General features: G+C 70.6%; 23 protein-coding genes. 8 read left to right on the top strand and 15 right to left on the bottom strand.

The genetic code is table 11. The features are described from left to right. Positions 1–842: 842 nt before the first annotated feature. Positions 843–1,130, bottom strand: coding sequence for a hypothetical protein (locus Vau01_RS50455; protein WP_239152607.1), 288 nt, complete (start codon positions 1,128–1,130; stop codon positions 843–845). Positions 1,131–1,227: 97 nt separating this feature from the next. Between Vau01_RS50455 and Vau01_RS50450 the strand changes: the two genes are divergently transcribed. Next, on the top strand, positions 1,228–2,010 hold the full coding sequence (locus Vau01_RS50450) for a hypothetical protein (protein WP_204008332.1): 783 nt from the start codon (positions 1,228–1,230) through the stop codon (positions 2,008–2,010). A gap of 39 nt (positions 2,011–2,049) precedes the next feature. On the opposite strand, the gene Vau01_RS50445 is transcribed toward Vau01_RS50450, so the two are convergent. Then, positions 2,050–2,787, bottom strand: coding sequence for an SMI1/KNR4 family protein (locus Vau01_RS50445; RefSeq protein WP_204008330.1), 738 nt, complete (start codon positions 2,785–2,787; stop codon positions 2,050–2,052). A 13-nt stretch (positions 2,788–2,800) separates the two neighbouring features. After that, on the bottom strand, positions 2,801–3,436 hold the full coding sequence (locus Vau01_RS50440) for an O-methyltransferase (RefSeq protein ID WP_204008329.1): 636 nt from the start codon (positions 3,434–3,436) through the stop codon (positions 2,801–2,803). A 50-nt stretch (positions 3,437–3,486) separates the two neighbouring features. Here Vau01_RS50440 and Vau01_RS50435 point away from each other — a divergent pair, with 50 nt between their 5' ends. Next, complete coding sequence (locus tag Vau01_RS50435; protein ID WP_204008328.1) at positions 3,487–4,086, top strand: TetR/AcrR family transcriptional regulator; 600 nt, start codon at positions 3,487–3,489, stop codon at positions 4,084–4,086. A gap of 34 nt (positions 4,087–4,120) precedes the next feature. Next, positions 4,121–4,321: a hypothetical protein gene (locus tag Vau01_RS50430; RefSeq protein ID WP_204008327.1), complete on the top strand. Its 201-nt coding sequence runs from the start codon at positions 4,121–4,123 to the stop codon at positions 4,319–4,321. Here the strand turns inward: Vau01_RS50430 and cpt are convergent. Then, complete coding sequence (gene cpt / locus Vau01_RS50425) at positions 4,316–4,831, bottom strand: chloramphenicol phosphotransferase CPT (RefSeq protein ID WP_204008326.1); 516 nt, start codon at positions 4,829–4,831, stop codon at positions 4,316–4,318. The two genes, Vau01_RS50430 and cpt, sit on opposite strands and share 6 nt — an antisense overlap. A gap of 87 nt (positions 4,832–4,918) precedes the next feature. On the opposite strand from cpt, the gene Vau01_RS50420 reads away from it, so the two are divergent. Beyond that, positions 4,919–5,311: an SRPBCC family protein gene (locus tag Vau01_RS50420; protein ID WP_204008325.1), complete on the top strand. Its 393-nt coding sequence runs from the start codon at positions 4,919–4,921 to the stop codon at positions 5,309–5,311. Here the strand turns inward: Vau01_RS50420 and Vau01_RS50415 are convergent. Genes Vau01_RS50415 through Vau01_RS50400 form a run of 4 tightly spaced genes read right to left on the bottom strand, consistent with a single transcriptional unit; the run spans position 5,306 to position 9,917 of the window. Beyond that, positions 5,306–6,775 (bottom strand): glycoside hydrolase family 36 protein, encoded by a 1,470-nt coding sequence (locus tag Vau01_RS50415; RefSeq protein WP_204008324.1) that lies wholly within the window; start codon positions 6,773–6,775, stop codon positions 5,306–5,308. The genes Vau01_RS50420 and Vau01_RS50415 overlap by 6 nt on opposite strands. A gap of 8 nt (positions 6,776–6,783) precedes the next feature. Continuing rightward, complete coding sequence (locus Vau01_RS50410; RefSeq protein WP_239152605.1) at positions 6,784–8,115, bottom strand: ABC transporter substrate-binding protein; 1,332 nt, start codon at positions 8,113–8,115, stop codon at positions 6,784–6,786. Positions 8,116–8,132: 17 nt separating this feature from the next. Continuing rightward, complete coding sequence (locus Vau01_RS50405; protein ID WP_204008322.1) at positions 8,133–9,014, bottom strand: carbohydrate ABC transporter permease; 882 nt, start codon at positions 9,012–9,014, stop codon at positions 8,133–8,135. Between the two features lie 12 nt (positions 9,015–9,026). Next, positions 9,027–9,917 (bottom strand): carbohydrate ABC transporter permease, encoded by an 891-nt coding sequence (locus Vau01_RS50400; protein WP_239152603.1) that lies wholly within the window; start codon positions 9,915–9,917, stop codon positions 9,027–9,029. Between the two features lie 163 nt (positions 9,918–10,080). On the opposite strand from Vau01_RS50400, the gene Vau01_RS50395 reads away from it, so the two are divergent. The 4 genes from Vau01_RS50395 to Vau01_RS50380 all read left to right on the top strand — a co-directional run bounded on the left by Vau01_RS50395 (position 10,081) and on the right by Vau01_RS50380 (position 17,304). Next, positions 10,081–12,390 (top strand): DUF4832 domain-containing protein, encoded by a 2,310-nt coding sequence (locus Vau01_RS50395; RefSeq protein WP_204008321.1) that lies wholly within the window; start codon positions 10,081–10,083, stop codon positions 12,388–12,390. Beyond that, positions 12,390–14,858 (top strand): DUF4832 domain-containing protein, encoded by a 2,469-nt coding sequence (locus tag Vau01_RS50390; protein ID WP_204008319.1) that lies wholly within the window; start codon positions 12,390–12,392, stop codon positions 14,856–14,858. The genes Vau01_RS50395 and Vau01_RS50390 overlap by 1 nt, the downstream gene beginning before the upstream one ends. A gap of 113 nt (positions 14,859–14,971) precedes the next feature. Further along, positions 14,972–16,141 (top strand): ROK family transcriptional regulator, encoded by a 1,170-nt coding sequence (locus tag Vau01_RS50385; RefSeq protein WP_204008317.1) that lies wholly within the window; start codon positions 14,972–14,974, stop codon positions 16,139–16,141. Then, positions 16,138–17,304, top strand: coding sequence for a HEAT repeat domain-containing protein (locus Vau01_RS50380; protein ID WP_204008316.1), 1,167 nt, complete (start codon positions 16,138–16,140; stop codon positions 17,302–17,304). The genes Vau01_RS50385 and Vau01_RS50380 overlap by 4 nt, the downstream gene beginning before the upstream one ends. Here the strand turns inward: Vau01_RS50380 and Vau01_RS50375 are convergent. From Vau01_RS50375 to Vau01_RS50345, 7 genes are all read right to left on the bottom strand, one after another. Continuing rightward, complete coding sequence (locus Vau01_RS50375) at positions 17,243–18,082, bottom strand: PIG-L deacetylase family protein (protein ID WP_239152611.1); 840 nt, start codon at positions 18,080–18,082, stop codon at positions 17,243–17,245. The genes Vau01_RS50380 and Vau01_RS50375 overlap by 62 nt on opposite strands. A 60-nt stretch (positions 18,083–18,142) precedes the next feature. Next, positions 18,143–19,060 carry a Sco1979 family transcriptional regulator gene (locus Vau01_RS50370; protein WP_204008313.1) on the bottom strand — a complete coding sequence of 306 codons (918 nt, stop codon included), beginning with the start codon at positions 19,058–19,060 and terminating at the stop codon, positions 18,143–18,145. Positions 19,061–19,084: 24 nt separating this feature from the next. Further along, entirely contained in the window at positions 19,085–19,774 is a 690-nt protein-coding gene (locus Vau01_RS50365; RefSeq protein WP_204008311.1) for an HAD family hydrolase, read from the bottom strand. Positions 19,775–19,779: 5 nt separating this feature from the next. After that, positions 19,780–20,625 (bottom strand): phosphoribosyltransferase family protein, encoded by an 846-nt coding sequence (locus tag Vau01_RS50360; protein WP_204008309.1) that lies wholly within the window; start codon positions 20,623–20,625, stop codon positions 19,780–19,782. Next, the gene (locus Vau01_RS50355; protein WP_204008307.1) at positions 20,622–21,419 is read right to left on the bottom strand and encodes a phosphoribosyltransferase family protein; all 798 of its coding nucleotides are present in this window, start codon (positions 21,417–21,419) and stop codon (positions 20,622–20,624) included. Before Vau01_RS50355 ends, Vau01_RS50360 begins: the two co-directional genes overlap by 4 nt. A gap of 117 nt (positions 21,420–21,536) precedes the next feature. Then, positions 21,537–23,090, bottom strand: a complete 1,554-nt coding sequence (locus tag Vau01_RS50350) for a methyl-accepting chemotaxis protein (protein ID WP_204008305.1) — start codon at positions 23,088–23,090, stop codon at positions 21,537–21,539. 141 nt (positions 23,091–23,231) lie between these two features. Then, positions 23,232–24,479 (bottom strand): TerD family protein, encoded by a 1,248-nt coding sequence (locus tag Vau01_RS50345; RefSeq protein ID WP_204008303.1) that lies wholly within the window; start codon positions 24,477–24,479, stop codon positions 23,232–23,234. Positions 24,480–24,602: the final 123 nt, after the last annotated feature.

Here is a 24,602-nt window from a genome sequence, read left to right as displayed (position 1 = left end):
CCTATCGGTATGGCGCATGGTGAAGCAGTGAGAACGACTGAGCACGCACAGCCAGAGTCGCTCGGTGTGCTCCGGACCTGCCGCAGGATCGGAGTCAAGAGCGTCAGTCATCGCGCTCACCCAACGGCTGATGAGCGCGCGTCCTGCTGGACCTGGAAACCACGTTTCGGCACCGAACTCCTAATCAATTTGCCGTACGCCCGGTTAGTCGATGAATGACGATGAAATCCCACCATGGGAGCGAAAGCACCTGGATCCCCGTATGCGCAGGTTGGAGCAAGACCTCGGACACAACGGCGAGCGAAGCTCTCAAGCCGAGCAGGCTTTCAGGAAAGCATGCGACGAGCATCGCCCGTTAGGCGCAAGCGACGATGATCGATTCAGATTGCATTCGTCCAGACTGGAGACGTCAAAGGAAAGGCTGGCAATTCTTTCAGCAATCCGTCAATTGGATCCGTCGCATTCTGCCGCCGAGGTATGGCACACAAGTATCATCCGCTAAATCGCGAGTAGGCCGGGGTGCGCCGATCGCACTTAGGGCACGATGACCAGTTGCGCGCTCATCAAGCAAATCCGGATGCCAAGTTCACGAGCCCTCTGCTTGAAGGTCGGCTCATGGCTGTTCCTCCACCGAACTGGTCGACGTCGTTGGCAGCGTCTGCGGTCTTCACCGGCTTTCATGGGTAGCGGCGACCCGCGCCGAGAGACGCATCGCCGACGGCCGGTACGTCGGATGGCTGTTCCTCGGATCCCGCCGCGGTGCGGTTCAGCGTGGGCTGCGCCATCCGCGCACCGGCCGCGGCCCGCCGGTCGGACCGGGCCGACATTCCCCGGTAGAGCCATCAGAAGGGGGGTGCGCCCTCGCCCATCAACGCCAGCACGACGCCTCCCTTGCCGCTCTTGAGACCCTGGACCACGACCTTGCCGGTGCTGCCGTCGGGCATCTCCAACGTGAAGGTCTTCCCGACCGCGTTCTTGGGGCCGTTGCCCGCGCTGTTGGCGGGTCGGAAGTCGCCTGCCCACGGTGCGGTCCCACCCTTGCGGGCGGGCTCGGCGAAGAGCGCGGCGGTGCCGGGTGTCCTGGTGCCGTCCGAGGAGAGAAGCACTGAGGCGCTGCGATAGGTAGCCATATACTGCAAGGCTAACCCGGACCGGGCTCGCACACGAACACGACATCTTCACGAAAAGTGCACCACTGGACGTTTCCGGTGCGGTCACATCGTCCGCATGCACGTGTATGGATGGCGGGTGACCGGCGTCGCGTTCGCCCTGCTGCTGGTGACGGTGCCGTGGGACCGCGGGACCGACGTGGTCGGGCTGATCGCCGTGGTGCCGGTCGTCGTGTGGTACTGCGCGGTAGCCCGTGGGCCCGGCTGGGGTCTGTTCTTCGGCGGGGTCCTGACCGCGTTCATGGCCTGGATGGTCGTCCCGGATGCGCTCGGCTGGACCGGGCGTTGGCTCGTACCCTCGCGTGGCGACATGCTGACCTGGTATCCGTGGGTCAGCGCCGGGGTCTGTTTCCTCGGGTCGTGGGTCGAGTCCCGGTCCGGGACCCGGGCGCACCGCGCCTGGGTCCGGATCACCGCGATGGTCCTGGCCGGGCTGTCGCCGGGCTGGTTGTGCCTCACCTGTCCCGGCTGGTGGCTCACGGATTTCGACAAGCCGCCCGATGACGAGGGAGTGTTCCCGATGCCGGCCGGCCTCATCGTCAGCGAGGACTACGGCTGCGTGGAGGGCAGCTGCTTCCGCACCGCCACGGTGACCGGTGACCGGGCCGACGCCCGGGTGCGGGCGCACCTGGCCGGGCGGGGCTACCACCTGCGGCCCGACAACCGCACGGCCGACGAGTACCGCGCCAACAAGGATCACGCCGACGACGTCTGGGCCGTCGCCCGCCGCCGGACCGGGATTCTGATCCCGCATCACGTCTGGCTGCACTACCGCGCGACGCCGGACGGAACGGTCCATCTGACCTGGACGGCCGAGTATCCGATCGACCTCCCGGACTGATGTTCCGCCCCGCCCGGTGCCTCCCTCGCACTGAAAGCGCTAGTACGGATCGCGGGCGTCGACGTTCAGCAGCCAGGCCGGACGCACCGCCGGAGGGTCCGACGGCGTGCTGCCGCCCCACTCGCACGCCGGTCCGAGGTCGTCGATCGTCAGCGTCGAGCTGTGCGGATCGGCCGCGAACAGTTCCAGGTCCTCCGCGTAGCGGACGAGAAGCTCCGTCCACGACGGGGCCAGCACGTCCCACGTGGCGCATTCGACATCGACCCGGACCACCTGTCCGGGCGTTCCGCCCGGTGCCGGGTCACCGTCGAGAAACCACGTCACGTCGCCGTTCATGTCGCCCACGATCACCGCGCCCGGCGAACCGACGATCGGCCGCACCGACCCGGTCAGAAAGAGGTGGTTCCCGCCGTCGACCAGATAGGCCCAGACCCTCGGATCGTCCCAGTGGGGCTCCGGATGGTAGTTGTCGCGCCACATCCGCGTCGCCTCGACGATGCCGTCGGTGTCGTAGAGCTGGTTCAGCGGTACCGGGCTCGGTCGACGCTGTCCGTCCGCACTGAAGATCCACTTCGTTCCGTTGTGGATGCGGAGACTGGCGCGGAGATCCCGCGGCAGCGGCATCGCCAGAACTGCCTCGACCGCGTCGATTTCCTCAACCGCGGCCGGAGCGTTGAGCTGCCGTAGCGAGTCCGGGAGGACGCGGCCCAGGGCGGCCTCGACCCGTGCCCACGCGTCCGCCACGCGTTCGTCGATGTCGGCTCCGGCATCGGTCACGACGCGACTCTAGTCAGGAGCGGCAGCTGACCTCCATGCCGTCCTCGACCGGGAAGTCGGTGGTGACGTAGCCGTTCGCCGGGTCGCGGACGTGATCGAGGTAGGGCTTCACGCTCGCGAACGACGTGTCGTCCGCGATCACCAACGCGCCCGGGGTGAGCCGCGGCTCGAGCAGGTGCAGCACCGGCAGGTAGAGGTCCTTCCACCCGTCGAGCAGGACCAGCCCGACCGGACCCGGGACCGTCGCGAGCGTTTCCAGCGCGTCGCCGGGCAGCACCTCGACCACGTCGGCCACGCCGGCGTCGGCGAGGTTCCGCCGGGCCGCCGCCACCTTGGTCGCGCTCAGTTCGGTCGTCACGACGCGGCCCGTGCCGTTGTCGCGCACGGCCGCGGCGAGGTAGAGCGTCGAGATGCCGTACGAGGTGCCGAACTCGACGACGGTCTGCGGCCGTGCCGCCCGGACCAGCGAGTAGAGCAGCGCGCCGCCCGCGCCCGAGACCGGCATGTAGACCCGGGCCAGCGCGTCGGCGCGTTCCGCCGCGGTGGCATCGGTCGGCAGCGGCGCGATGTCGAGGTCGTCGTCCTTCTCGGCGGCGGCGTGCAGCCGGTCGAGAACGTCGTGGAGCGGTGAGGTGCGGAGAGTCGTCACGTCGGCTAGGCTAGCCTCAACGTTGCGTCTATTCAAGGGATGGGAACGTCATGCACCACGGCAACCGGCACGGACGCAGCGAACAGGCCCGCCTCGCCGTCCTCGAAGCGGCCGACGACCTGCTCGTCGAGCACGGCTTCGCCCGGCTGACCGTCGAGGCGATCGCGCAGCGGGCCGGCGTCGCCAAGCAGACCATCTACCGCTGGTGGCCCTCGAAGACCGACCTCCTGCTCGACGCGTTCCTCACCGACGCCGCCGAGGAACTCGTCCCGCCCGACACCGGCGACCTCGTCACCGACCTACACGTGCACCTGTCGAACCTCGCCCGCTTCCTGACCAACTCCGACGCCGGAGCCGTCTACCGCGCGCTGACCGCCGAGAGCCTGCACGACCCGCGACTGGCGACCCGGCTACGCACCGAGTACCTGTCCGCCCAACGCGCCCGCGACCGGCTCCCGCTGCAGCGCGCCGTGATCCGCGGCCACCTGCCCGCGTCCACCGACCTCGACGCCCTGGCCGACCACCTGGTCGGCCCCCTCTACTACCGGGCCCTCATCACCGGCGAGGAGATCGCGCCGCCCTACGTGGAAGGACTCCTGGCTTCCGTCCTCCGGGGCGCCACGGCCGGCCCCGGTATGGTTCAGCCGTGACCGACGCCGAGGCCATCTACCTGTGGGAGGTCCGATGAGCCGGGTCGATCGCGAACTCCGCTACCTCCACCCCAACGAGATCCGGGACCACCCGTGGCCCGAGCATGACAACGTCAGCCGCGTCATTCCCGACGACGGAGACGACGGAGACGGTGCGGGCGGGGCCGGCGTCCGCGAGCCGCGCGACCCGCTGCCCCGGGGTGGGCGGGGAGCGGCGGAGCGGCCCGGTTCATAGCACCCGGGCGATGATCCGGGCGCACGCCAGGAGTTCCGCATGGGTGGTGTCGACCTCCACGTCGTAGGTCATGCCCTCGTGGACCGTCTCCGCCTGGGCCCGCGCCATCCCGATCACCCGGTCGCCGCGGGCGATCTCGCGGGCCTCGGCGGCCTCGGCCGCGCACCGGACACCCACCCAGAGGACGTCGAGGCCGTCGAGTGCGGGCTCCCAGCGTCGCCGCGAGGCCGCGCCGCTGAGAAAGACATCGTCGACGATGACGCGCGCACCGGCCCGCGCCATCGCGCCCACGCCCGCCATCCACGCCAGTTCCAGACGCGCGAACGACGGCCCGACGTTCACCGTGCCGTCGGCACCGATGTCGATTCCGCTCTTCGTCGCCGGCATCACCTGGATCAGCGTGTCGACGCCGATCGCGAGCCACGGGTCGGGCAGCACCGCCTGGAGGCACCGGGCGAGGCCCGACTTGCCGGAACTCGACCCGCCGTTGAGAACGATCACGCTTCGCACCCCGTCACTCTAGTGATGTGGGGGTCCGCGCCGACGTGACCGATCCGTTCAAGACCGCGCCGGCGCCCCGCCGCTAACGTTCCCGGCATGGACGACTCGCGACACCTCAGCGCGCACATCGACCGGCCCGCGCGGGAGGTCTACGACTACGCCTCGAACCCGGCGAACCTGCCGACCTGGGCGCCCGGCCTGTGCACCGCCATCGAACACGTCGACGGGCAGTGGGTCGCCGAGTCCCCGATGGGCCGGATCGTGATCGTGGTCGCGCCACCGAACGAGTTCGGCGTCATCGACCACGACGTCACGGTGGAGTCGGGCGAGACGTTCCACAACCCGATGCGCGTGATACCGGACCGCACCGGCTGCGAGATCGTGTTCAGCGTCCGGCGCCAGCCCGGCATGAGCGACGAGGAGTTCGAACGCGACACCACGGCGGTGCAGGCGGATCTGGTCGCGCTCAAGGGTCTTCTCGAATCATGAGATCGGGTACAGCTGGCTGCCCGTGTCGCCCGCGACCGCCGGGCCGAAGTCGACCTCGCGGCCGTCGATGGTGAAACGGTAGCGGTCGACGCGGTGGATCGTCGGGGACGCGTCGAGGTAGGCGCGCAGGTCCTCCAGCTCGGCCGGGGTCAGCCACGCGGGCGGGTCGGAGATCGCGCGGAAGCCGCACACGTCGGCGAGGTCGCGGAGCCAGCCCAGCTGCTGGGCGGTCAACAGGTTGAGCCTGCTGCGGAAATAGATGACGTCGGGATCGACCTGCACCAACGGCGACTGCCACAGCCGGTGGACGCTGTTGACGACGGCGTTGCGGGCGGTGGCGTCGGACGGGTCGTCGGTGGCGTAGTTGTCCCACATCGGCGCGACGTCGGGGCCGCTGCGCATGCCGTCGAGCAGGCCGAGGGACGGCAGCAGGATGGCGCCGGAGCCGAGCAGGTACACGTCGTCGCCCGCCGTGTCGCGGATGAGCCGGAGGCCGTCGCGGTACGGCTGTTCGCCGTTCTTCGCGGCGGCGTTGATGAAGTCGAGCTTCAGGTAGGTGAAGCCCCACTCGTGCACCACCTTGTCGATGAGCTCCCTCACGTGGTCGCGGGCGTCGTCGCGGGTGAGGTCGAGCGCGAAGTACGGGCCGCCCCAGTTGTAGCCGGCGACGACCGGCTCGCCGTCCTTGCGCAGCAACAGTTCCGGGCGCTCGGCCACGACCCGTGACGTGGGCAGCGCGATGAACGGTGCCAGCCACAGGCCGGCGGTGAAGCCGGCGTCGGTGATCCGGCCGGCGAGCGCGCGCATGCCACTGGGGAACTTGGCGTTCGGTTCCCAGTCGCCGACCCGCTCCTCCCAGCCGTCGTCGACCTGCACGACGTCGTACGGCAACCCGGTGAGGTCGGTGATGTCCTTGGCGAGCTGGGTCTCGGTGACGGTCTCGTAGTAGGCGTACCAGCTGCACCAGACGTTGCCGACGCGGCGCCCGGTCGGGGCGGAACGCCGCGCCAACTCGTCGGTGTAGGCCGCGAAGACCTCCCGCTCGTCGCCGTAGGCGAGGAACCAGTCGGCGCCCGCGGCCTTGTACCAGCCGGTGAGCGTGTCCCGGTCGGCGGTGAGCCTCGGTGTGTCGAGGCCCAGCGCGCCGAGCAGGAGGGTTCCGCCATGGTCGCCCTGTAGGGCCGCGACGGCGGACGAGTGGTGCCGGTGGGCGTCGTCGAACTCGGGGTCGTCGGCGGTCACCATCCGGGTCGGGTTGGGGATGCGCAACGGAGGCTCACTCAGCCGTCGCCATCCGCACGGGCTCCACGAGTTCTGCCCGTGCCGGTAGAACGACGCGTCACCCAGGTTGTGCAGGATCGCGACCCGGCCCGGCGGCAGGACGAGACCGCCGGGGGTCGACCGCGGTTCGCCGCTGAGTTGCGCGGCGAACGTGCGCCCACCGAGTTCGACGAGCTGAGCCATGGTTCTCCCTATTTGAAGAGCGCGTTGACCTGGGTGTTCGCCTTCTTCAGCGCGTCGGCCGCCGGGGCCTGCCCGAGGACGACGGACTGGATGGCGTCCTGCACGATCTGGCTGACCTCGTTGCCGTGGTCGGTGATCGGCAGGAAGAACGTGCCGCCCGGCGCGGCCGCCTCGTCGGTGAACACGTGGACGTCGCGGCCGGCGGCCTTGTGCGCCGCCAGCGCCTTCTCGGCGCCCGACCGGATGGCCGGGAAGACGACCGCCTTGTCGCCGACGATGTCCTGGCACGCGGCGGAGCCGAGGAACTTCACCCACGCCCAGGCCTGGTCGGGGTGTTTGGTGCCGGCGTAGATCGCGTCGGAGAGGCCGTTGATGGCGGTCTTCCGGCCCTGGGGACCGGTGGGCAGCGGCGCGAACGCGTACTTCTGCTTGGCGGTGCCGCCGAGGTAGCTGGTAATGGTCCAGGACCCGACGATCGTGAACGCCGCCTGTCCGGCGTCCATGACGGCGTCGCGGCCGAGCGTCGACTGCTTGTCGAACTTGGGCGCGTAGCCGGCGTCGATGAGGTGCTTGAACCAGGCGATGGTCTCGGCCAGCTTCGGGTCGTCGTACCTGTACTTCGTGCCCCACGGGTTCTTGTCGAGGTAGGTGAACCCGTTGGCGTTGGCGAGCAGGCCCCAGCCGTTCTGGCCCTGCGAGCCGTCCTGCCACTCCGGCAGGAACCCGTACACCTTCACGGAGTTCTTGTCGAAGCCCGGGTCCAGGCCGGTGCGACCGTTCGCGTCGACGGTCGCCTTCCGGATCGCCTGCTCGAAACTGCCGCCGTCGACCGGGTTCCACGTCAGCGCGTCGAGCCCGGCGGTGTCCTTCACGTGCGCGGTGTTGTACACCACCGCCATCGTGTCCCAGTCCTTCGGCAGGCCGTACCGCTTGCCGTCCTTGACGAACAGGTCGGCGAGGCCGGACTGGTACCGGCTCAGGTCGACCTTGTCCTTGTCGACGAACGGCTGGATGTCGAGGATCTGGTTGCTGGTGACGAACTGCGGGTAGTAGCTCGCGTGGTCGGTCCAGACGTCGGGGGCGGCGCCGCTGGCGAGCTGGGTGGTGAGGTTCTGCCAGTACTGCTGCCACGCGGTCTGCGAGATCTTCACGGTGACGTTCGGGTTGGCTTTGGTGAACTCGTCGGCGCACGCCTGGTAGGCGGGCAGCTGCTTGTCGTCCCAGAGCCAGTAGTCGAGGGTCACCTTGCCGTCGCTGTCGCCGGAGTCGTCGGAACAGGCGACGAGCATCGGTAAGGCAAGGGCCGCGGCGACGAACGCGGCCGCCATCCTTCTCTTCATGGGTCCCTCCACGGAGTTCATTTGATGCCGGTGAAATTCAGTGACTGGACGAGCCGCTTGCCGAGGAAGACGAGCAGCACGAGCACGGGCAGGACCGACAGGGTGGAGGCGGCCATGAGCCCGGTCCAGTCGGGGGCGGTGTTGGGTGACTGCTGGAGGAACACCCCGAGCGCGACGGTGAGCACCCGGGTCTGTTCCCCGCGGCCGACGAGCAGCGGCCACAGGTAGTCCTTCCACGCCCACACGGTGGTGGTGAGCCCGATGGTGACGAGCGGTCCGCGGCTCATCGGCAGCACGATGCGCCAGAAGACGCCCCAGCGGTTGGCGCCGTCGATGACCGCGGCCTCCTCGACCTCCCGCGGGATGGAGAGGAAGAACTGGCGGAGGAAGAACACGGCGAACGGCGTCATCAGCAGCGTCGGCGCGACGATGCCCGCGAACGTGTCGATGATGCCGAGGTTCTTCACGAGCGTGAAGTTGGGCAGCAGCGTGAAGATCGGCGGGACCATCAGCGCCGCGACGATCGCGCCGAACACGAGATCGCGGCCGGGGAACCGCAGCCGCGCGAACGCGTAACCGGCGAGCGCGCAGCAGAATGTCTGCACGCTCGCGATCAGTCCACAGTAGACGATGGAGTTCCCGGTGTAGCGCAGGAAGTTGATCTGAGCGCCGGATCCGCCCGCCTCGCGCGCCGTCTCGGCGTCGACGAGGCCGAGCACGCGCCAGAAGTTGATCATCGTGGGGTGCTCGGGGAGGAGGCCGGTGCTGTCGGTGTAGAGGTCCGCGGCGGGCGTGATGGCCGTGCGGATCATCCAGTAGAACGGCACGATCGTGAGCACGAGAAAGGCGGTGAGCGCGGTCCAGGCCAGCAACCGGCCCGGCCTCGGGCGACGGGTCATTGTCGGCTCTCTTCAGGAAAGATCTGAACGGGACGCGCGGAGCAACCGCATCTGTACGAACGTCAGCAGGCCGAGGACCACGACGAGCACCATCGCCGCCGCCGCGGCGTAGCCCATGTGGAAGTACCGGAACGCCTGCTCGTAGATGTAGAAGTAGATGACCCGGGTGACGCCGACCGGCCCGCCCTTCGTGGTGACGGCCACCGTGTCGAAGATCTGGAACGAGCCGATCAGCGACACCACCAGCACCAGCGCGATGATCGGGCGCAGCAGCGGCAGCGTGATGAGCCGGAACATGCGCAGTTCGCCGGCACCGTCGAGGGCGGCGCTCTCGTAGAGGTGCTGCGGGATCTGCAGCATGCCGGCGTAGAGCAGCAGCGCGGTGTAGCCGGTGTACGCCCACGTGTTGATGAGCGCCACCGACGGCATCGCCAGCGTCGGCGACATGAGGAAGCCCTGCTTCTCCGCGCCGACCAGGTCGAGCAGGTGGTTGACGAAGCCGAGGTTCGCGTCGAGCAGCCACATCCACAGCAGCGCGACGGTGACGTTCGGAACCAGCCACGGCAGCAGCAGCGTCGCCCGGATGACGACCGATCTCGTGAGCCGGTGCATCAGCGCGGCGAGGCCGAGCGCCAGCACCGTCTGCGACCCGATGTTGATGACGACGTAGTACCCGGTGACCTTCAACGCGTTCCAGAACTGCGCGTCGCCCGCGAGTTCGGTGTAGTTGTCGGCGCCCACGTAGGTCGGCGTGTTGAGCAGGCTGTAGTCGGTGACCGAGTACCAGACGCCGCGCACCGTCGGGTACAGGTAGAACACCGCGAACCCGACGAGCACGGGCAGCAGGAACAGCCAGGCGACCCGCCGGTCGTCCCGGGGGCGGGCGGTCACTGGGGTGGTCACGCTCCGACCTCGTTCCTTTGATCGAAGTTGGTCGACATCTACGTCTTGCGGCGGGGGGTGGTCGATCGCTAATAATGATGAAGCCTAGGGAAACTTTGTCAACACCTCCGCGTATCAAATCCCGATTCCGGAGCTCCGACCCCCCGTCCCGGAGGCCCACACCATGCGAACCGTCCTGTGGCGGCGTGGTTTCACGCTCGCCCTTGCCCTCTGCACGGCCGTCGCGCTGATACCGCCAACAAGCGTCGCGGCCGCACCCGCCGGCCCGCCCGCACGGCCGGCACCGCCAGCGAGCCCGAGCCCGGGCCTGACGAACCACCCGCTCACCGCCGCGCCGAGCCCGCTCGACAACCCGCTCAAGGGCTTCGCCCGGTTCTACTTCCCCGGCGACAACCAGAACCAGGGCTACCCCCGCTCGCTGGCGTGGAGCTACTTCGGCCTGTCCGAGGTGATGACGAGCGCCACGAACTGCGCGACGTACGACTGGTCCATTGTGGACAATGCGCTCACCGAGATCGCCTCGTACGGCAACCAGGCCGCGATCCGCTTCTACATGGAGTACCCGGGCGGCACCGGCAGCCATCCGGGCAACGCGATCCCGCACTGCTTCGACGGGCACGTCGCCTACCGCAACAACACCTTCTGGGGCACCGTCTCCCCGGACTACGACAGCCCGTACCTGCTGACCGCCGTCTCGAACTTCGTCGCCGCGTTCGGCGCCCGCTACGACGGTGACCCGCGCATCGGCTTCATCAACCTGGGCATCGTCGGGCTGTGGGGCGAGTGGCACACGTGGCCGTTCGACACCGACACGGCCGACGGCTACCCGAACCTGATGCCGACCGACGCCAACGGCGCCCGGATCGTGCAGGCGTTCGACGCCGCGTTCAACCGGACCAAGCTGGAGATCCGGTACCCCGACTCGGCCGGCGGCGCCGCGAACGCCCGCGACATCGGGTACCACGACGACTCGTTCTGCTACAAGGAGGGCTTCCCGCTCGCCGGCGTCACACTGCCGCAGTCGCTCGGCGGCGCAAGCTACGCACAACTCCAGCGCGCCCTGAACATGGGCGTGGAGAACAAGTGGATCACCGCGTCGATGGGTGGCGAGGTGCGGCCCGAGATCCAGAGCTCCGCGTTCGCCGCGTGGCCCGGCGGTTCCGGACAGGTCGACAACATGAAGGCCTGCATCGAGCTCGAACACACCACGTGGAAGATCAACCAGGGCAGCCAGAGCTATGCCGCGAACGACCCCAACGTGGCCGCCGCCGTGCGGCTCATGGGCTACGACCTCACCGCCACGAACGCGTACTTCCAGAACTCGGTCACCGGCAACGCGACCGTGGGCGTCACGCTCGTCAACAACGGCGTCGCGCCGTTCTACTACCCGTGGACGATGTCGCTCGGGCTCAAGGACTCCGCCGGCACCGTCGTGAAGACCTGGGACACGCCCTGGGACCTGCGCACCGTGATGCCGTTGAAGATCCGGGCGTTCCCCGACTGGAGCGTCGGAGCCGACCCGACGTACCGCGACTTCGGCTACCCGCAGTACTTCCAGTCGCAGGTGAGCCTCGGCGGTGTCGCCAACGGCTCCTACCAGCTCGTGATGCGGGTGAAGAACCCGCTGGAGGCGGTCAGCGCCAACGCGAAGAAGCTGCGGTTCGGCAACGCCACCCAGAACGCCGACGGGTGGCTGGGGCTCGGCGCGATCGGCGTCGGTGGCGGCGGTGGCGGCGACACCGCGGCGCCGTCGACGCCCACCGGGCTCGCGGTGACCGGTACGACGCCGACGTCGATCGGACTGTCCTGGAACGCGTCGACCGACAACGTGGGCGTGACGGGATACCAGGTGTTCCGGAACGGGGTGCAGGTGGCCTCCCCGGCCGGAACGACGTTCACCGACACCGGAATCTCCGGGTCCTACTCCTACACGGTGCGGGCGCGGGATGCCGCCGGCAACGTCTCGGCCGCCTCGTCGGCGGTGACCGGTAGCACCGGTACCACCACACCACCCGGCCTCGTGCTCGACGACTTCGACGGGACGCCGCCGTACCCGTCGGCCGCCCAGAACGACCTCGGCCGGTGGACCGGCGGCAACTGCTTCCTCAACGGCGGCGGCAGCGGCGTGGTGTCCGGCGGGGCGCTGGCGTTGCAGTACGACAACTGCGGCTGGTTCGGCAGCGACGTGCCGACCGACGTCTCCGCGTACACGTACCTGGTGGTGCGCGTCCGGGGCGCGGCCGGCGGCGAGCAGAACCATTTCAACCTCAGCCTCGGCGGCACCACGAAGAAGTTCGGCGAGTACACAGTGGACGGTGGCGGGCACCCGGCGATCACGACGTCGTTCCAGGACATCCGGATCCCGATGGCCGCCAACGGCATCAACCGCGCCAGCCCGGCCCAGCTCGCGATGGGCTTCTGGTTCGGCGGGAACAGCACGATCACCGTCGACAGCATCGGGTTCGCGAACTGATGCGCCGGCTACTCGTGCTCGTGCTGGGGGCCGTGTCCGCTCTCGCGGTCCCCACGCCGGCCGCAGCCGCGACCGTCGCCTACACCGCCGACCACGCCACGGTCTTCCCCAACCCCGAACGTGGCTTCCACAACCGCTACGAGATCGTCGACGACCCGGCCGTCAACGACTACGCCAGCAACACGATCCCCGGTTTCAACCCCGACATGCTCGACCGCACGTTCGCCCGGGCCCGGGCGAGCGGCAACACGCTCATCCACAGCTACCTGCACCTCGACAAGTACCAGACCGCCGACCTCCCACCCGCGCTGCTGACCAATCTCGGCAGCGGGCTCGCCGCGATCCGGGCGCAGGGCATGAAGATCGTGCTGCGGACCGCGTACGTGTGGGACGGCTACTCCGCGGTGACGCCCAGCCAGATGGAACGGCACATCGACCAGCTGGCACCGGTGTTCGCCGCCAACGCCGACGTCATCATGCACCTGGAGGCCGGCTTCTTCGGCGCCTGGGGCGAGTGGCACTCCAGCCCGTACACCGCGGCGTCGGAGGAGAGCCAGGCGCCGGTGCGGTACCGGCTCGTCAAGAAACTGTTGAGCGGCACGCCGTCGTCGATACCGATCGCGATCCGGTACCCCATCTTCCTCTACGAGTTCGCCCAACGCACCACTCCCCCGCCCGGCTGCCCACTGCCCGACAACTGCCTCATGACGACGCAGGACTTCGACCGGCTCGGGTTCCACAACGACTGCTTCCTCGCCGACTCCGCCGACATGGGCACGTACGACCAGAACTCCTGGCTCGGCTGGTTCGACGTGCCCACGAAGAAGCAGTGGGTGTACGACCTGGCGACCTCGACCGGCGGCAACAAGCTCGTCGGCGGCGAGACGTGCAACTCGTCCGGCGGCAACGACGCGGCCGGCGTCAACGCGCAGTACGAGCTGTCGCACCAGCACTGGACGGAGATCAACGAGGACTACGCGGCCGTCAACACGGATCTGTGGAAGGCCGCGCAGCTGGCCGCGTCCGGTGCCGACCCGGCGGAGACGGCGTTCCACCGGTTCGAGCGCAAGCTCGGCTACCGGCTGCGGATGGTCGACGCCACGTTCGCGACGTCGGCCATGGCCGGGAGCGCGTTCACGTTCTCCGCGCACCTGGCCAACGACGGCTACGCGGGGATCATCAAGCCGCGTCCCGTGTTCCTGGTCTTCGACAACGGGACGCAGCGCTACAACGTCCCGTTGACCGGTCTCGACCCGCGCACGTGGAAGTCCGGCGCCACAACGGTTCCGGCGCAGACGGTGGTGCTGCCCGCGATGGCCGCCGGCACCTACAGGCTGGCGCTGTGGCTGCCCGACCAGGCGAGCGGGCTGCGCGGCAACCCGGCGTACTCGGTGCGGTTCGCCAACACCGGGACGTGGGACGCCGGCACGGGATACAACGTGCTCGCCAACGCCGTCACCGTGGGCGCGTGCGGCGGCGACTGCGTGCCGCCCACCGCACCGACGCTGGCGGCGCCGGCCGTCACCGGAACGTCGGTGTCGTTGTCGTGGAGCGGCGCGACCGACGCGGTCGGCGTCACCGGGTACCGGGTTTTCCGGGACGGTGTCGCGGTGGCGACGGTGACCGGAACGTCCTATGTGGACAGCGGCGTCCCGATCGGATCGCACACGTGGACGGTGACCGCGCGCGACGCGGCCGGCAACGAGTCGCCGCCCAGCAACGCGGTGACCGCCGGGGTCGGCTGCACCGACTGCGCGCCGCCGTCGGCACCGACCGGGCTCGCGGCCACCGCGACGACACCGACGTCGATCGCGCTCTCCTGGACCGCGGCCACCGACAACGTGGGCGTCACCGGGTACCAGGTGTTCCGGAACGGCACGCTGGTGGGTTCGCCCACGGTGACGTCGTACACCGACACGGGTCTCGCGGCCGGGTCGTACACGTACACGGTGCGCGCGCGGGACGCCGCGGGCAACGTCTCGGCCGCGTCGGCGGCGGTGACCGCGGCAACCGCCGCGCCCGGCCTGGTGCTCGACGACTTCGACGGCACACCGGCGTACCCGTCGGCGGCGAAGAACGACCTCGGCCGGTGGACCGGCGGGAACTGCTTCGGCGACGGCGGCGGCAGCGGCGTGGTGTCCGGCGGGGCGCTGACGCTGCGGTACGCCAACTGCGGCTGGTTCGGCAGTGACGTCGGCACCGACGTGTCCGGCCGCACCTACCTGGTGATCAGGATCAGGGGCGGCGACCCGACCCACTTCAACCTGAGCCTCGGCGGCGTGACGAAGGTGTTCGCCGACTACACGCTCGACGGCGGCGGGCATCCGGCGCTGACCGCCGAGTTCCAGGACATCCGGATCCCGATGGTGGCCAACGGCATCAGCCGCACCAGCCCCGGCCAGCTCGCGATGGGCTTCTGGTACGGCGGCAGCGGCACCGTGGTCATCGACAGCATCTCGTTCGTGTGACCGCGTGACACCGGCACGGGTCCGCATGAGGCCCGTGCCGGTGTTGGCGTCTTCCCATCCACTTCCTAAACTCTGTAGTGATATTGGAGAGACCACCACCCCAGGGGGATGCCGTGACCGACCCGGTCAACACCGGAGCCGACCTGTCGCGGCTGCGCGAGCTGAACTCGCTCACGATCGTGCGGGCGCTGCGCGAGCAACCGCCGGCCACCGTCACCGAACTGGCCAAGGTCACCGGGCTGTCCCGCCCGGCGGTCGACGTCATCGCGCAGGAACTCGTCACCGGCGGCTGGGCCACGATCGTCGAACCGGGCGCCAGCAGCACCGTGGGGCGGCCCGCGCGCCGGTACCGGTTCCGCGCCACGGCCGGCTACGTGCTCGGCGTCGACGTCGGCGGCCACAAGGTCCTGGCGCTGCTGGCCGACCTCGACGGCAACGTCGTGCACACCGCCCGCACCGCCGTCGCCGCGGAGGCCGACCCGAAGAAACGCCTCGCCGCCCTCGACCGGGTGCTCGCCGCGTGCCTGCGCGAGACCGGAAAGTCCACATCGGACGTCTGGGCGCTGACCGTCGGCGTCACCGGTCCGGTCGACGCCACCGGCAAGACGTCGCTGTTCACCCCGCTGCCCGGCTGGACCGACGTCGACCTCGCCAAGCATCTCAGCGACCGGTTCACGTGCCCGGTCATCGTCGAGAACGACTGCAAGCTCGGCGCGCTCGCCGAGCGCTGGCGGGGCGCCGCGCGCGACGCCGACGACATCGTGTTCCTCCAGGGCGGCATGCGCAACGGTGCCGGGCTGATCATCGACGGGGTGCTACGGCGCGGGTACGGCGGCGCCGCCGGCGAGATCGGGGCATTGAAGGCGGTCCGCTGGCTCGAGGCGCCGTCGCACCTGCAGCGCTGCCCCGGCGTCCCCGAGACCGTCGGCCCCGACGAGGCCGCCGCCTGGGTCTTCAACGCCGCCCGCGACGGCAACCGCGACGCCCGCACGGCCGTCCGCCGGTACGTCAAGGACCTGGCGATCGGCACCGCCGCCCTGGTGCTCACCCTCGACCCGCAGATCGTGGTGTACGGCGGCGGCTTCTCCCGCTCGGCCGACCTGGTCATCGACCCGCTGCGCCAGGAACTGGAGAAGCTGGTGCTGCGCGTGCCCGAGGTGCGCGCCTCGACGCTCGGCGCCGACGGCGTGGGCCTGGGCGCCCTGCGGCTGGCCCTGAACGAGATCGACCGCCTCCTCTTCACGGCCGGCCTGAGCGCGCCCGTCGCCCCCGTCCGCACGTGACCGGCTGGGCCGAGCGGTGGAACGCCGACCGGTTGGTGGCCGGCGTCGAGGACGCGCTGCTGCGCTGGACCGAGGAGCCGCGCCGCACCCCCGAGCGGCTGCACGCGCTGCTCGACAATGCCGATCCGCGGGCGATCGTGTGGCTGGAGACCGTCTACCGGCGCCGGCACCGGACCCTGGTCGGTCTGCTCGGCACCGACGGATCCCGGGACGCGGCCGTCGCCGCGGTGCTGACGCTGGACCGGAACGGTCACCTGCGCGAGGCCGGCGTGCGGCACCTCGCCGGGTGCACCGAGCGGTACGCGCTGACGTTCCTGCTGCTGCGCCTCAACGATCCGGTCGCGGCGGTGCGGGATCTCGCCATCGGCGCGGTCGGCGACCGGATCGCCGCCGGCACAGGCGATCCGGCCGTGCTGGTGCGGCTCGTCCCGGTGCTCCTCGGGTTGGGGACGCGGGTGCGCGCCGGGCCGGTCGTGCGGTCCGTCCACGGGTCGCTGCTTCAGGGGGACGCGGGACGCGCGGCGCTGTGGGCCGGTGCCCGGGGCGACGACCCGGCGGTGCGCGCCGGGTGCCTGCGTCTGCTCGCCACCGTCGAGCCGGTGCCGGCGCTGCGGGAGGCACTGCGGGAGTCGCGGCGGGGCCGGGATCCCGCGCTGCGGCACTGGGCCACCGGCGTCGTGACGGCGGCCGGTACCGATCCCGCCCACCAGCGCGAGTTGCTGCCGCTGCTCGAAGCCGACACCAACCCGCGCGTGCGGTGGCAGGCGCTGCGCGCCCGGGCCCGGCTCCCCGACAGCGGACCGTACCTGCGCCGGGCCCGCCTCGACCCCGACGCGCGGGTGCGGTACCTCGCCCGGGTGAGCCTGCGCGCGCTCGGCGAGACCGGGTCCGCCGACGTCTACCGGGCGACCCTGGCCGACCCCGCCGCGAGCCGGAACGACGTGACCGGTGCGCTCGCCGGCCTCGCCGACATGGGCGGTGCCGGCGACGCCGCGCGCGTCGTGCCGTTCCTCGACCACCCCGCGGCGCGGGTGCGGGGCGAGGCGTGGCGCGCTCTCGCCGTCCTCGATCCTTCAGAATTCGGGGCGCGAACGCACCGGCCTACCCCTGAACGGGATACTCCCGGCGGAGGTCGATCCGGCTGTAGGACACGTGACGGGTGAGCGGGTCCACCTCCATCGCGGCCGCCGTCACCGGCAGGGTGGCGTGGGTCTCGTTGTGCAGCCGGTAGTAGCCCTCGGCGAAGTTCACGCCCGCCGCGCGGCCGGCCTCGCCGTTGGCCGACTCGATCAGCTTGCGGGCGAACAGGCCCGAATAGCCCTGGCTGTCGAAGCAGTCCATCGCCGCGATCTTGCGCCCGACCACCGGCGTGATGTCGACGAAGACGTCGTTGCGCACGCCGAACAGGCTCAGCCCGTCGGTCGGGTAGACCGGCAGCGACGTCAGGAAGACCTGCTTGACGTGGAACTCGGCCTGACCGTCGAGGTTGCGCAGGAACGTGCCGGCGCGACCGATCGCGGCCAGCGCCGTGGTGGTGGCGACCGTGTGCGTGTTCGCCGCCATCACCGGGTTCTGCGGGTAGTCGCAGATGATCACGTCGGGGCGCTCGTTCGCGATCTGCTCGGCCACCTGGTCGACCAGCGCGTCCTGGAGCGTGGCGCTGCTGTCGTCGTGGTCCAGCGTGATCACCTTGCCGATGCCGACGATGTCGGCGGCGCGTTGCAACTCCGCCTTCTTGAACGCGACGATGTCGTCGAGGCCGGCGCGGGCGATCGCCTCGTCGGGCCGGTCCTTGCGCCACTCCTCGGCGTAGCGGTTCGCGTGGATGCGCCCGCCGTGGGTGAGAATCAGCGCGACGATCTCGTCACCGGCGTCCGCGTGCCGAGCGAGCGTGCCGCCGCAGTTGGTGATGGTGTCGGCGGGGTGCGCGTACACGGTCATGAGCTTCACGGCACCCACGTAATGTGAAATACCGTTCCATGTCAACGCCGGAACCCGACGCTATCCCGGGAGTTCCTCGATGAGCCGGTCGAGGATGGGGACGGTCTCCGTCAGCGGGGCGGCGTCGATGAAGAGCTGGCTCACCGCGTCGAAGTAGCTGTCGACGTCGTCGGGGCGTTCCAGGTACAGCGCGCTCGTCAACTGTTCGCTGTAGACCACGTCGGGCATGTCGTGGTGGGGGAAGCGCAGGATCGTGAACGAGCCGCCGTTCGCGGCGTGGCCGCCGCTCGCCAGCTGGAGCACCTGCAGCCGCACGTTGCGCATCTTGGTCACCGCCGCGATCAGCGCCTCCAACTGGTCGCGCATCACCGCGGGCCCGCCCACGGCGCGCCGCAGCGCCGCCTCGTCGACCACCGCCCACAGCCGCGGCGGGTCGGGCCGGTTGAGCACCTGCTGGCGTTCCAGCCGCAGCCGCACGCGCTTCTCCACCTCGGCGGGTTTCGCGTCGGGGTGACCGAGCCGCACCACCGCCCGGGCGTAGTCCTCGGTCTGCAGCAGCCCCGGCACGAACTGCACCTCGAACGTGCGGATCAGCGCCGCGGTCGGTTCGAGGCCCAGGTAGCGGTGGAACCACGGGGGCGCCACGTCGGCGTACGGGTGCCACCAGGCCGGCGCCCTCGACTCGCGCACGCGGCCGGCCAGCGCCGCCCGCTCGGCCTGGTCGGTGACCCCGTACAGCGTGAGCAGGTCGAGCAGGTCGCGTTCCTTGAAGCCGACGCGGCCCAGCTCGATGCGACTGATCTTGGATTCGGAGGCGCGGATCGGCGCCGCCGCCTGCGCCCGGGTGAGTCCCCGCTCCTCCCGCAGCTTGCGGAGGTGCGCACCCACCTGGACCCGAGCGGCGGTCGGGCCGTCGCCGGACGGCGGCCTTGGTGATCGATCCACCGGCACTTCGGGCTCACCCCCGGACCCCAGCATGCCAGTGGATCGCCCCGCAGCCAATCAGGACACCCGGTGACGGCCGGTGACCATCGGATGATCGGGGAGGTCGGCCAGGCGGCCGAGGATCCCCTCGTCGGTCGGGTGGCCGGGCCGGTACCAGAGCGCGCCCAGGCCCGCGCCGGCCGCGCCGGCGACGTCGGCCCACTCGTTGTCGCCGACGTGCACGATGCCGGCCGGCCGGCACGCGGCCACCGTCGCGAGCCGGGCGAACACGCGCGGCGACGGCTTCGCGAAGCCGACCTCGTCGGAGAAGATCTGGTGATCGACGCGCAGGCCGAGACGCACCAGCGCGCGGTGCACCTCGCGGCCCGGCACGAAACCCGTGTTGCTGACCACCGCGAGCCGCAGGCCGGCCGACCGCAACCGGGCCAGGGTCGCGAGCAGGTCGGGCTCCGTCGGGGTCGGCGGATGGCGGCGGAACTCGGCGGCGAGGCGGGCTTCGAGCGCGGCGAACGCCGCGTCGTCGGGCCCGGGGACGCCGAGGGCGCCGGCCGCGTGGGCCAACCGCTCGGCGACGCCGTACTGGGTGCCGGTGCGCAGCGTCGCCCCGTCGAGCGCGTCGTCGGCGTCGTCGAGGGCGCGGCCGGACGCCTCCGGGTCGGTGCCCAGCGCGGTGGCCACACAGGCGACCCGGCGCACCTTGTAGTCCGGGTTGCCGCGCAACAGCGTCCCCCAGACATCGAAGCTCACGACGTTCATCCGCCAAGGCCCCAGCCATGCGTGGCCGCGGCCGCGTCGAGGTCGCGGCCGTCGGCGACATTCACGATGACGCGCGCAGCGTCGGCAAAGCCGGGCTCCGCCAGGAATCCCTCGGCGAGCACGGCCGCGTAGAGCTGCCACGCCGTGTGTGCCGGTACGTGCTCCAGCCACTCGCCGATCGCCCGGGGCTCCTGCCGCAGCACGAACTTGCACACCCGCTGGTTGACGGTCATCGGCCCCAGGTCGCCGAGCGCCTTCAGACTGTCGACGGCCGCGTGGTTGAGCTCGGCCTCGACCTCGGGACGCCGGGCGGCGTAACCCGGTTCCACCGTCGCGATGACGAGGTACGTGACCGAGCGCGGCGCATACCTCGCGACCGCGTCGACGGTCACCTCGGCCGACGCGCCCGTCACCCACAGATCGTCGACGATCACCACGTCGCGCCCGGCGAACAGCTCGGGGATCCCGCTGATCCGTTCCGCGGCGAGCAGCGCCCGGCGGTCGACCCCGCTCAGGCCGCCGTAGTCGCCGGCCGGAACGGCGAACCGGTGCAGCTTGGCCCGCACGGCCGGCCCGGTGCCCCGTTGCGCCCGCTCGTGGTTGACCGCTCGCAGCACGCCGTCGGCGAGCAGGTCGGCGCCGATGGGAACGGACCTGCTCGCCGGCGCTGTGATCGTCACCGGACCGTCGAGAAGGCCCGGCAGCGTCGCGACCGCCAGGCCCGCGAGGGTTTCGGCGAAGGCGGCGACCGCCGCCGCCGAGCCGTGCTTGTACCGGCTGTAGCGGACCGCGTCCAGGGCAGACCCGGCCTCGGCGACCTCGTACGCCGCGAGCACCTTCATGACGCGATCAGCGCCTCGTACGCGGCGCGGTAGCGGCTCATCACGGCGTAGCCGTTGCACTCCCACGCGGTCACCAGTTCTTGTCTGAGACCGGCCGGCAGCGTCGCGACGAAGCGCGCGAAATCCTTTTCGGGGGCGCCGAGGATCAGCTTGCAGACGCGGGAGTTGAGGATGAAACCGGTGCCGCGGGCCAGGTCCGCCAGCGCGTCGAGGCTTCCGATCGCCGCCGTGTTCATCCGGCGTTCGACGGTCGGGTCGCCGGTGCCGTCGATCACCGCGAGGTACGCGAACGTCGCCGCCGGCACGCCGTGCTCCGCGAGGACGCCCGCCAGCCGCCCCTCGTGGAACCCGGTGACCCGCAGGTCGTCGACGACGAGCACCGCCGCGCCCGCGAGCGGTTCCGGGTCGACCCGGATGACGTCCGTCGCGATGAACGCCTCGCGCTCGGCCAGCGTCATCGTGGAGTAGTCGCCCTCGATGAGCTGCTCGCGGTAGAACTGCGTCCGGGTGACCGGTCTCAGCTTCGCGTCGGCGCGCCACCGGTTGAGGCGGTGCGCCACCACCCGGGCCAGCGACACCGACGCCAACGGCACGAACTTGTAGCAGGACGCCGTGAGCACGAGGCGCTCCGCGCTCTTCACGGCCGCTGGCAGGTGGTCGGCGAGGTGCCGGCCGAGGCGCCAGGTGGCGTCGGCCGCGCCGTGTTTGAACCGGCTGAAATCGGCCGGGTCGAGCGCGGGCAGCCCGGGCCGGGACCCGTCCGCGTCGAACCCGGCCACGACGTCACGCCGCAATCCGCGTCACCCCCTCCGCGTCGTCGGCGCCGATGGTACGACCCGATCCTGCGAACGGTTTTTCCGGCCGGAAACGCGCGGGTTAACGGTGTGCGTCCTCCACTGTGGAGGGTGGGGTCAGCCCAGGTGGAACTGCTTGACCAGGCCGCGGAGCTCCTCGGCCGTACGGGCGACGTCGGCGCTCGCGTCCTTGGCCTGGCTGACGCTCTGCACCGACGCGGCGCTCGCCTCGGCGACGTCGGCGATGTGGCCGGCGATGCGGGAACTGCCGCCGGTCACCTCGGCGATGCTGCGGCCCATCTCCGCGGTGGTCGCGGTCTGCTCCTCGACGGCCGCGGCGATCGTCGCCTGGTAGGTGTTGATGTCGGAGATGACGTCGCTGATCCGGCGGATCGCACCGACGGCGCTCTCGGTGTCGTCCTGGATGGCGGCGACGCGGGCGGCGATGTCGTCGGTGGCCCGGGCGGTCTCCTGGGCCAGGTCCTTGACCTCCGACGCGACGACCGCGAAGCCCTTGCCGGCATCGCCCGCGCGGGCCGCCTCGATGGTGGCGTTCAGGGCGAGCAGGTTGGTCTGCTCGGCGATCGACGTGATCAGCTTGATGACGTTGCCGATCTCGGCCGACGACTGGCCGAGCTTCTCGACGGTCTGGGTGGCCTGGCTCGCCTCGTGCACCGCCGACGACGCGACGCCCGCGGCCTGGCTGGTGTTCGTGGAGATCTCGCGGATCGACACGCTCATCTCGTCGGCGCCGGTCGCCACCGTCGCGACGTTGCGGGAGATCTCGGCCGCCTCGGTGGAGGCCTGCGACGTCTGCGCGCTCGACGTGTCGGCCGTGTAGGCGATCTCCGAGGAGACGGCCGACAGCTCGGTCGCCGCGCCGGCGAGCTGCTCGGCGTGGGCGGTGATGCTGTGCATCGACGCGCTGATGTTCTCCATCGCCCGGTCCAGGCCGGCGGCCATTCGGCCGATCTCGTCCCGGGAGTTGACGGCCGCGCGCTGGGTGAGGTCGCCGCTGGCGAGGGCGTCGACCACCCGGCCCACCTCGCGCACCGGGCGCAGGATCGAGCGCACCAGCGGAATCGCGAACCCGATCAGCAGCGCCAGACCGAGGACGCCCACCACGATCGCGGTCCACTGCCCGGACGCCACCGTCGAGTCCATGTCGGCGCGTTCCGCCACGATCGCCGCGTCCAGGTCCTCGTGCAGGGCGTCGAGCTGATCGTCGACGACGTTGTTCCGCTCCTGGACCTCGTCGAGCCGGCCGGTGACGCTGGCCGGGTCGGCCACGCCGGCCCGCACGAAGGCGTCGATGAACGCGCTGAAATCCTTGACGTCGGCGCGGATGGGCTCGAACTTCGCGGCGATGTCCGCCGGCATCCCGGCCGCGTCGACGTCGGCCACCGCCTCCACGACCGACTCGACGTCCTCGACGACGTCGTCGACGACGTCGTGGCCGAGCGCCGACCGGTAGGCGTCGACCTTGAGCTCGCTCTCGCGGGTGTCAAGATGGTTGAGCGCCGCCTTGGCGCCCTCGAGTTTCGCCAGTTCCTGACCCTGATCGGCCACCTTGTCCTGAGCCAGCAGCCCCACGATCACCACGACGCCCAGCGTCACCACCGCGACCGCGACGAGCAACGTCAACCGTCGCGCGACACCGAGGTTCCGCATCAGCCCATCTCCATCCGGTCGTTGCAGTCAGACCCTTAGTGGCCCATCGGCCACGCGGGATCCCGCTTTCGGACAAGCCGGACGTGAGCAAGGTCACTGGTTGCAGTTCTACGAATTCGGAGCGTCACATCGCGGTGGGGGCTATTGCGGTCCGGGGAACGGGGGCAGATTCCGGAAGGGGTCGCCGACCCGGGCGGTCGCCTGCATGCGGGCGAGCAGGAGGCGCAGGCGCGTCAACGGATGCTGCGGGAACTGCGCGTCATACTCGGGCCGGTCGGCCACGTTGCTCGGGAGGCCGCCCATCCCCTGCAGGTCGACGTCGGGTGCGAACGGGCTGGGAACGAAGAACGCCTGCGGCCCCACCCGGGCCATCGTCATCGCTTCGCGCATGCCGGTGGTGCCGTACTCCGGACACTGCGCCTTCAGGATGACGGCGCCGGTCGCCTTCGGCGCGAGCAGCACGCCGGTGAACACCAGCCCGGTCGGCTGGTTCGGAAACTTGATCTTGATGATCTGCCGCACGGCCGGCACCCCGTCGAGCTCGATCGGATCACACTCGACCAGCGCTCCACCTCCGCGCGCGTAGGTGAGAGCGAGCCCGCGGCGAAGCCCGGCAAGGTCGTGGAGCGGCGCCGGCAGATCCGGCACAAGATCAATGGGGACGACCTGCATCACGTCGCCGTTCCCGTCCCGCCACGTGTGCGGGGCGACCTCCTCCAGGCCCGAGGTGTCGAACACGGCCGGCGGCTGCCCCGGGCCGGGAACGAATCCCCCGCCCCGCGCGGGTGGCGCGGCGGGCGGGGATTGCGCGGGCGACGGCGCGGGCGACGGCGCGGGCGACGGCGCCGGTGCGCGTGGCGGGGGTGGTGGGTCGTCGTCGATGGAGACGCCGAAGTTGGTGGCCAGGCCCCGCAGGCCGTTGTCGAAGCCCTGGCCGACGGCGCGGAACTTCCACCCTCCGTCGCGACGGTAGAGCTCGCCGAGCACGAACGCCGTCTCGGTGGTGGCGTCGGTGCTGTCGAACCGGGCGATCTCCGTACCCGAGCCGCCGTCGAGCACCCGGATGTGCAGGCCCGGCACCCGGCCGAACGGGCCGCCGTCGCTCGACGCCACCAGCACCACCCGCTCGACCGCGGGTTCCACCGACGACAGGGTGACCGACACCGTGTCGGTGACGCCGCCGTTCGCCTGCTGCTTGCCCTCGTGCCGCACGGCGCCGCTCGGGTGGTCCGGCTGGTTGTAGAAGACGAAGTCGTGGTCGCCGCGGACCTTGCCACCGGCCAGCAGCAGCGCGGAACAGTCCGCGTCGGGCACGCCGGCGCCGCCCTGCCAGCCCATGACCACCCGCACCGTGGCAGCCGGCACCGCCAGGTTCGCACCCTTCCGCATCGACAAACCCCACCTCCCCCGCACTCCCCGCCACCCTATGCACCGCCCGCGCGAGGCCCGCAACCCGGCGCCGATCTTGCAGTTGTGGTGCCTGTCAAAGCCGCCCAAACGGCCCCGAACCCG

Origin of the sequence: Virgisporangium aurantiacum (genome assembly GCF_016863635.1) — a bacterium.
Classification (GTDB): domain Bacteria; phylum Actinomycetota; class Actinomycetes; order Mycobacteriales; family Micromonosporaceae; genus Virgisporangium; species Virgisporangium aurantiacum.
The sequence above is the reverse complement of the archived record's forward strand: the minus strand, read 5'-3'. Positions and strand labels throughout refer to the sequence as shown.

Excerpts from the sequence above, each read along its gene's own strand:
- Vau01_RS50455 (WP_239152607.1), bottom strand. The coding sequence starts at position 1,130 with ATGGCTACCTATCGCAGCGCCTCAGTGCTTCTCTCCTCGGACGGCACC.
- Vau01_RS50450 (WP_204008332.1), top strand. The coding sequence starts at position 1,228 with ATGCACGTGTATGGATGGCGGGTGACCGGCGTCGCGTTCGCCCTGCTG.
- Vau01_RS50435 (WP_204008328.1), top strand. The coding sequence starts at position 3,487 with ATGCACCACGGCAACCGGCACGGACGCAGCGAACAGGCCCGCCTCGCC.
- Vau01_RS50430 (WP_204008327.1), top strand. The coding sequence starts at position 4,121 with ATGAGCCGGGTCGATCGCGAACTCCGCTACCTCCACCCCAACGAGATC.
- Vau01_RS50420 (WP_204008325.1), top strand. The coding sequence starts at position 4,919 with ATGGACGACTCGCGACACCTCAGCGCGCACATCGACCGGCCCGCGCGG.
- Vau01_RS50415 (WP_204008324.1), bottom strand. The coding sequence starts at position 6,775 with ATGGCTCAGCTCGTCGAACTCGGTGGGCGCACGTTCGCCGCGCAACTC.
- Vau01_RS50410 (WP_239152605.1), bottom strand. The coding sequence starts at position 8,115 with ATGAAGAGAAGGATGGCGGCCGCGTTCGTCGCCGCGGCCCTTGCCTTA.
- Vau01_RS50405 (WP_204008322.1), bottom strand. The coding sequence starts at position 9,014 with ATGACCCGTCGCCCGAGGCCGGGCCGGTTGCTGGCCTGGACCGCGCTC.
- Vau01_RS50395 (WP_204008321.1), top strand. The coding sequence starts at position 10,081 with ATGCGAACCGTCCTGTGGCGGCGTGGTTTCACGCTCGCCCTTGCCCTC.
- Vau01_RS50390 (WP_204008319.1), top strand. The coding sequence starts at position 12,390 with ATGCGCCGGCTACTCGTGCTCGTGCTGGGGGCCGTGTCCGCTCTCGCG.
- Vau01_RS50375 (WP_239152611.1), bottom strand. The coding sequence starts at position 18,082 with ATGACCGTGTACGCGCACCCCGCCGACACCATCACCAACTGCGGCGGC.
- Vau01_RS50370 (WP_204008313.1), bottom strand. The coding sequence starts at position 19,060 with ATGCTGGGGTCCGGGGGTGAGCCCGAAGTGCCGGTGGATCGATCACCA.
- Vau01_RS50360 (WP_204008309.1), bottom strand. The coding sequence starts at position 20,625 with ATGAAGGTGCTCGCGGCGTACGAGGTCGCCGAGGCCGGGTCTGCCCTG.
- Vau01_RS50350 (WP_204008305.1), bottom strand. The coding sequence starts at position 23,090 with ATGCGGAACCTCGGTGTCGCGCGACGGTTGACGTTGCTCGTCGCGGTC.
- Vau01_RS50345 (WP_204008303.1), bottom strand. The coding sequence starts at position 24,479 with ATGCGGAAGGGTGCGAACCTGGCGGTGCCGGCTGCCACGGTGCGGGTG.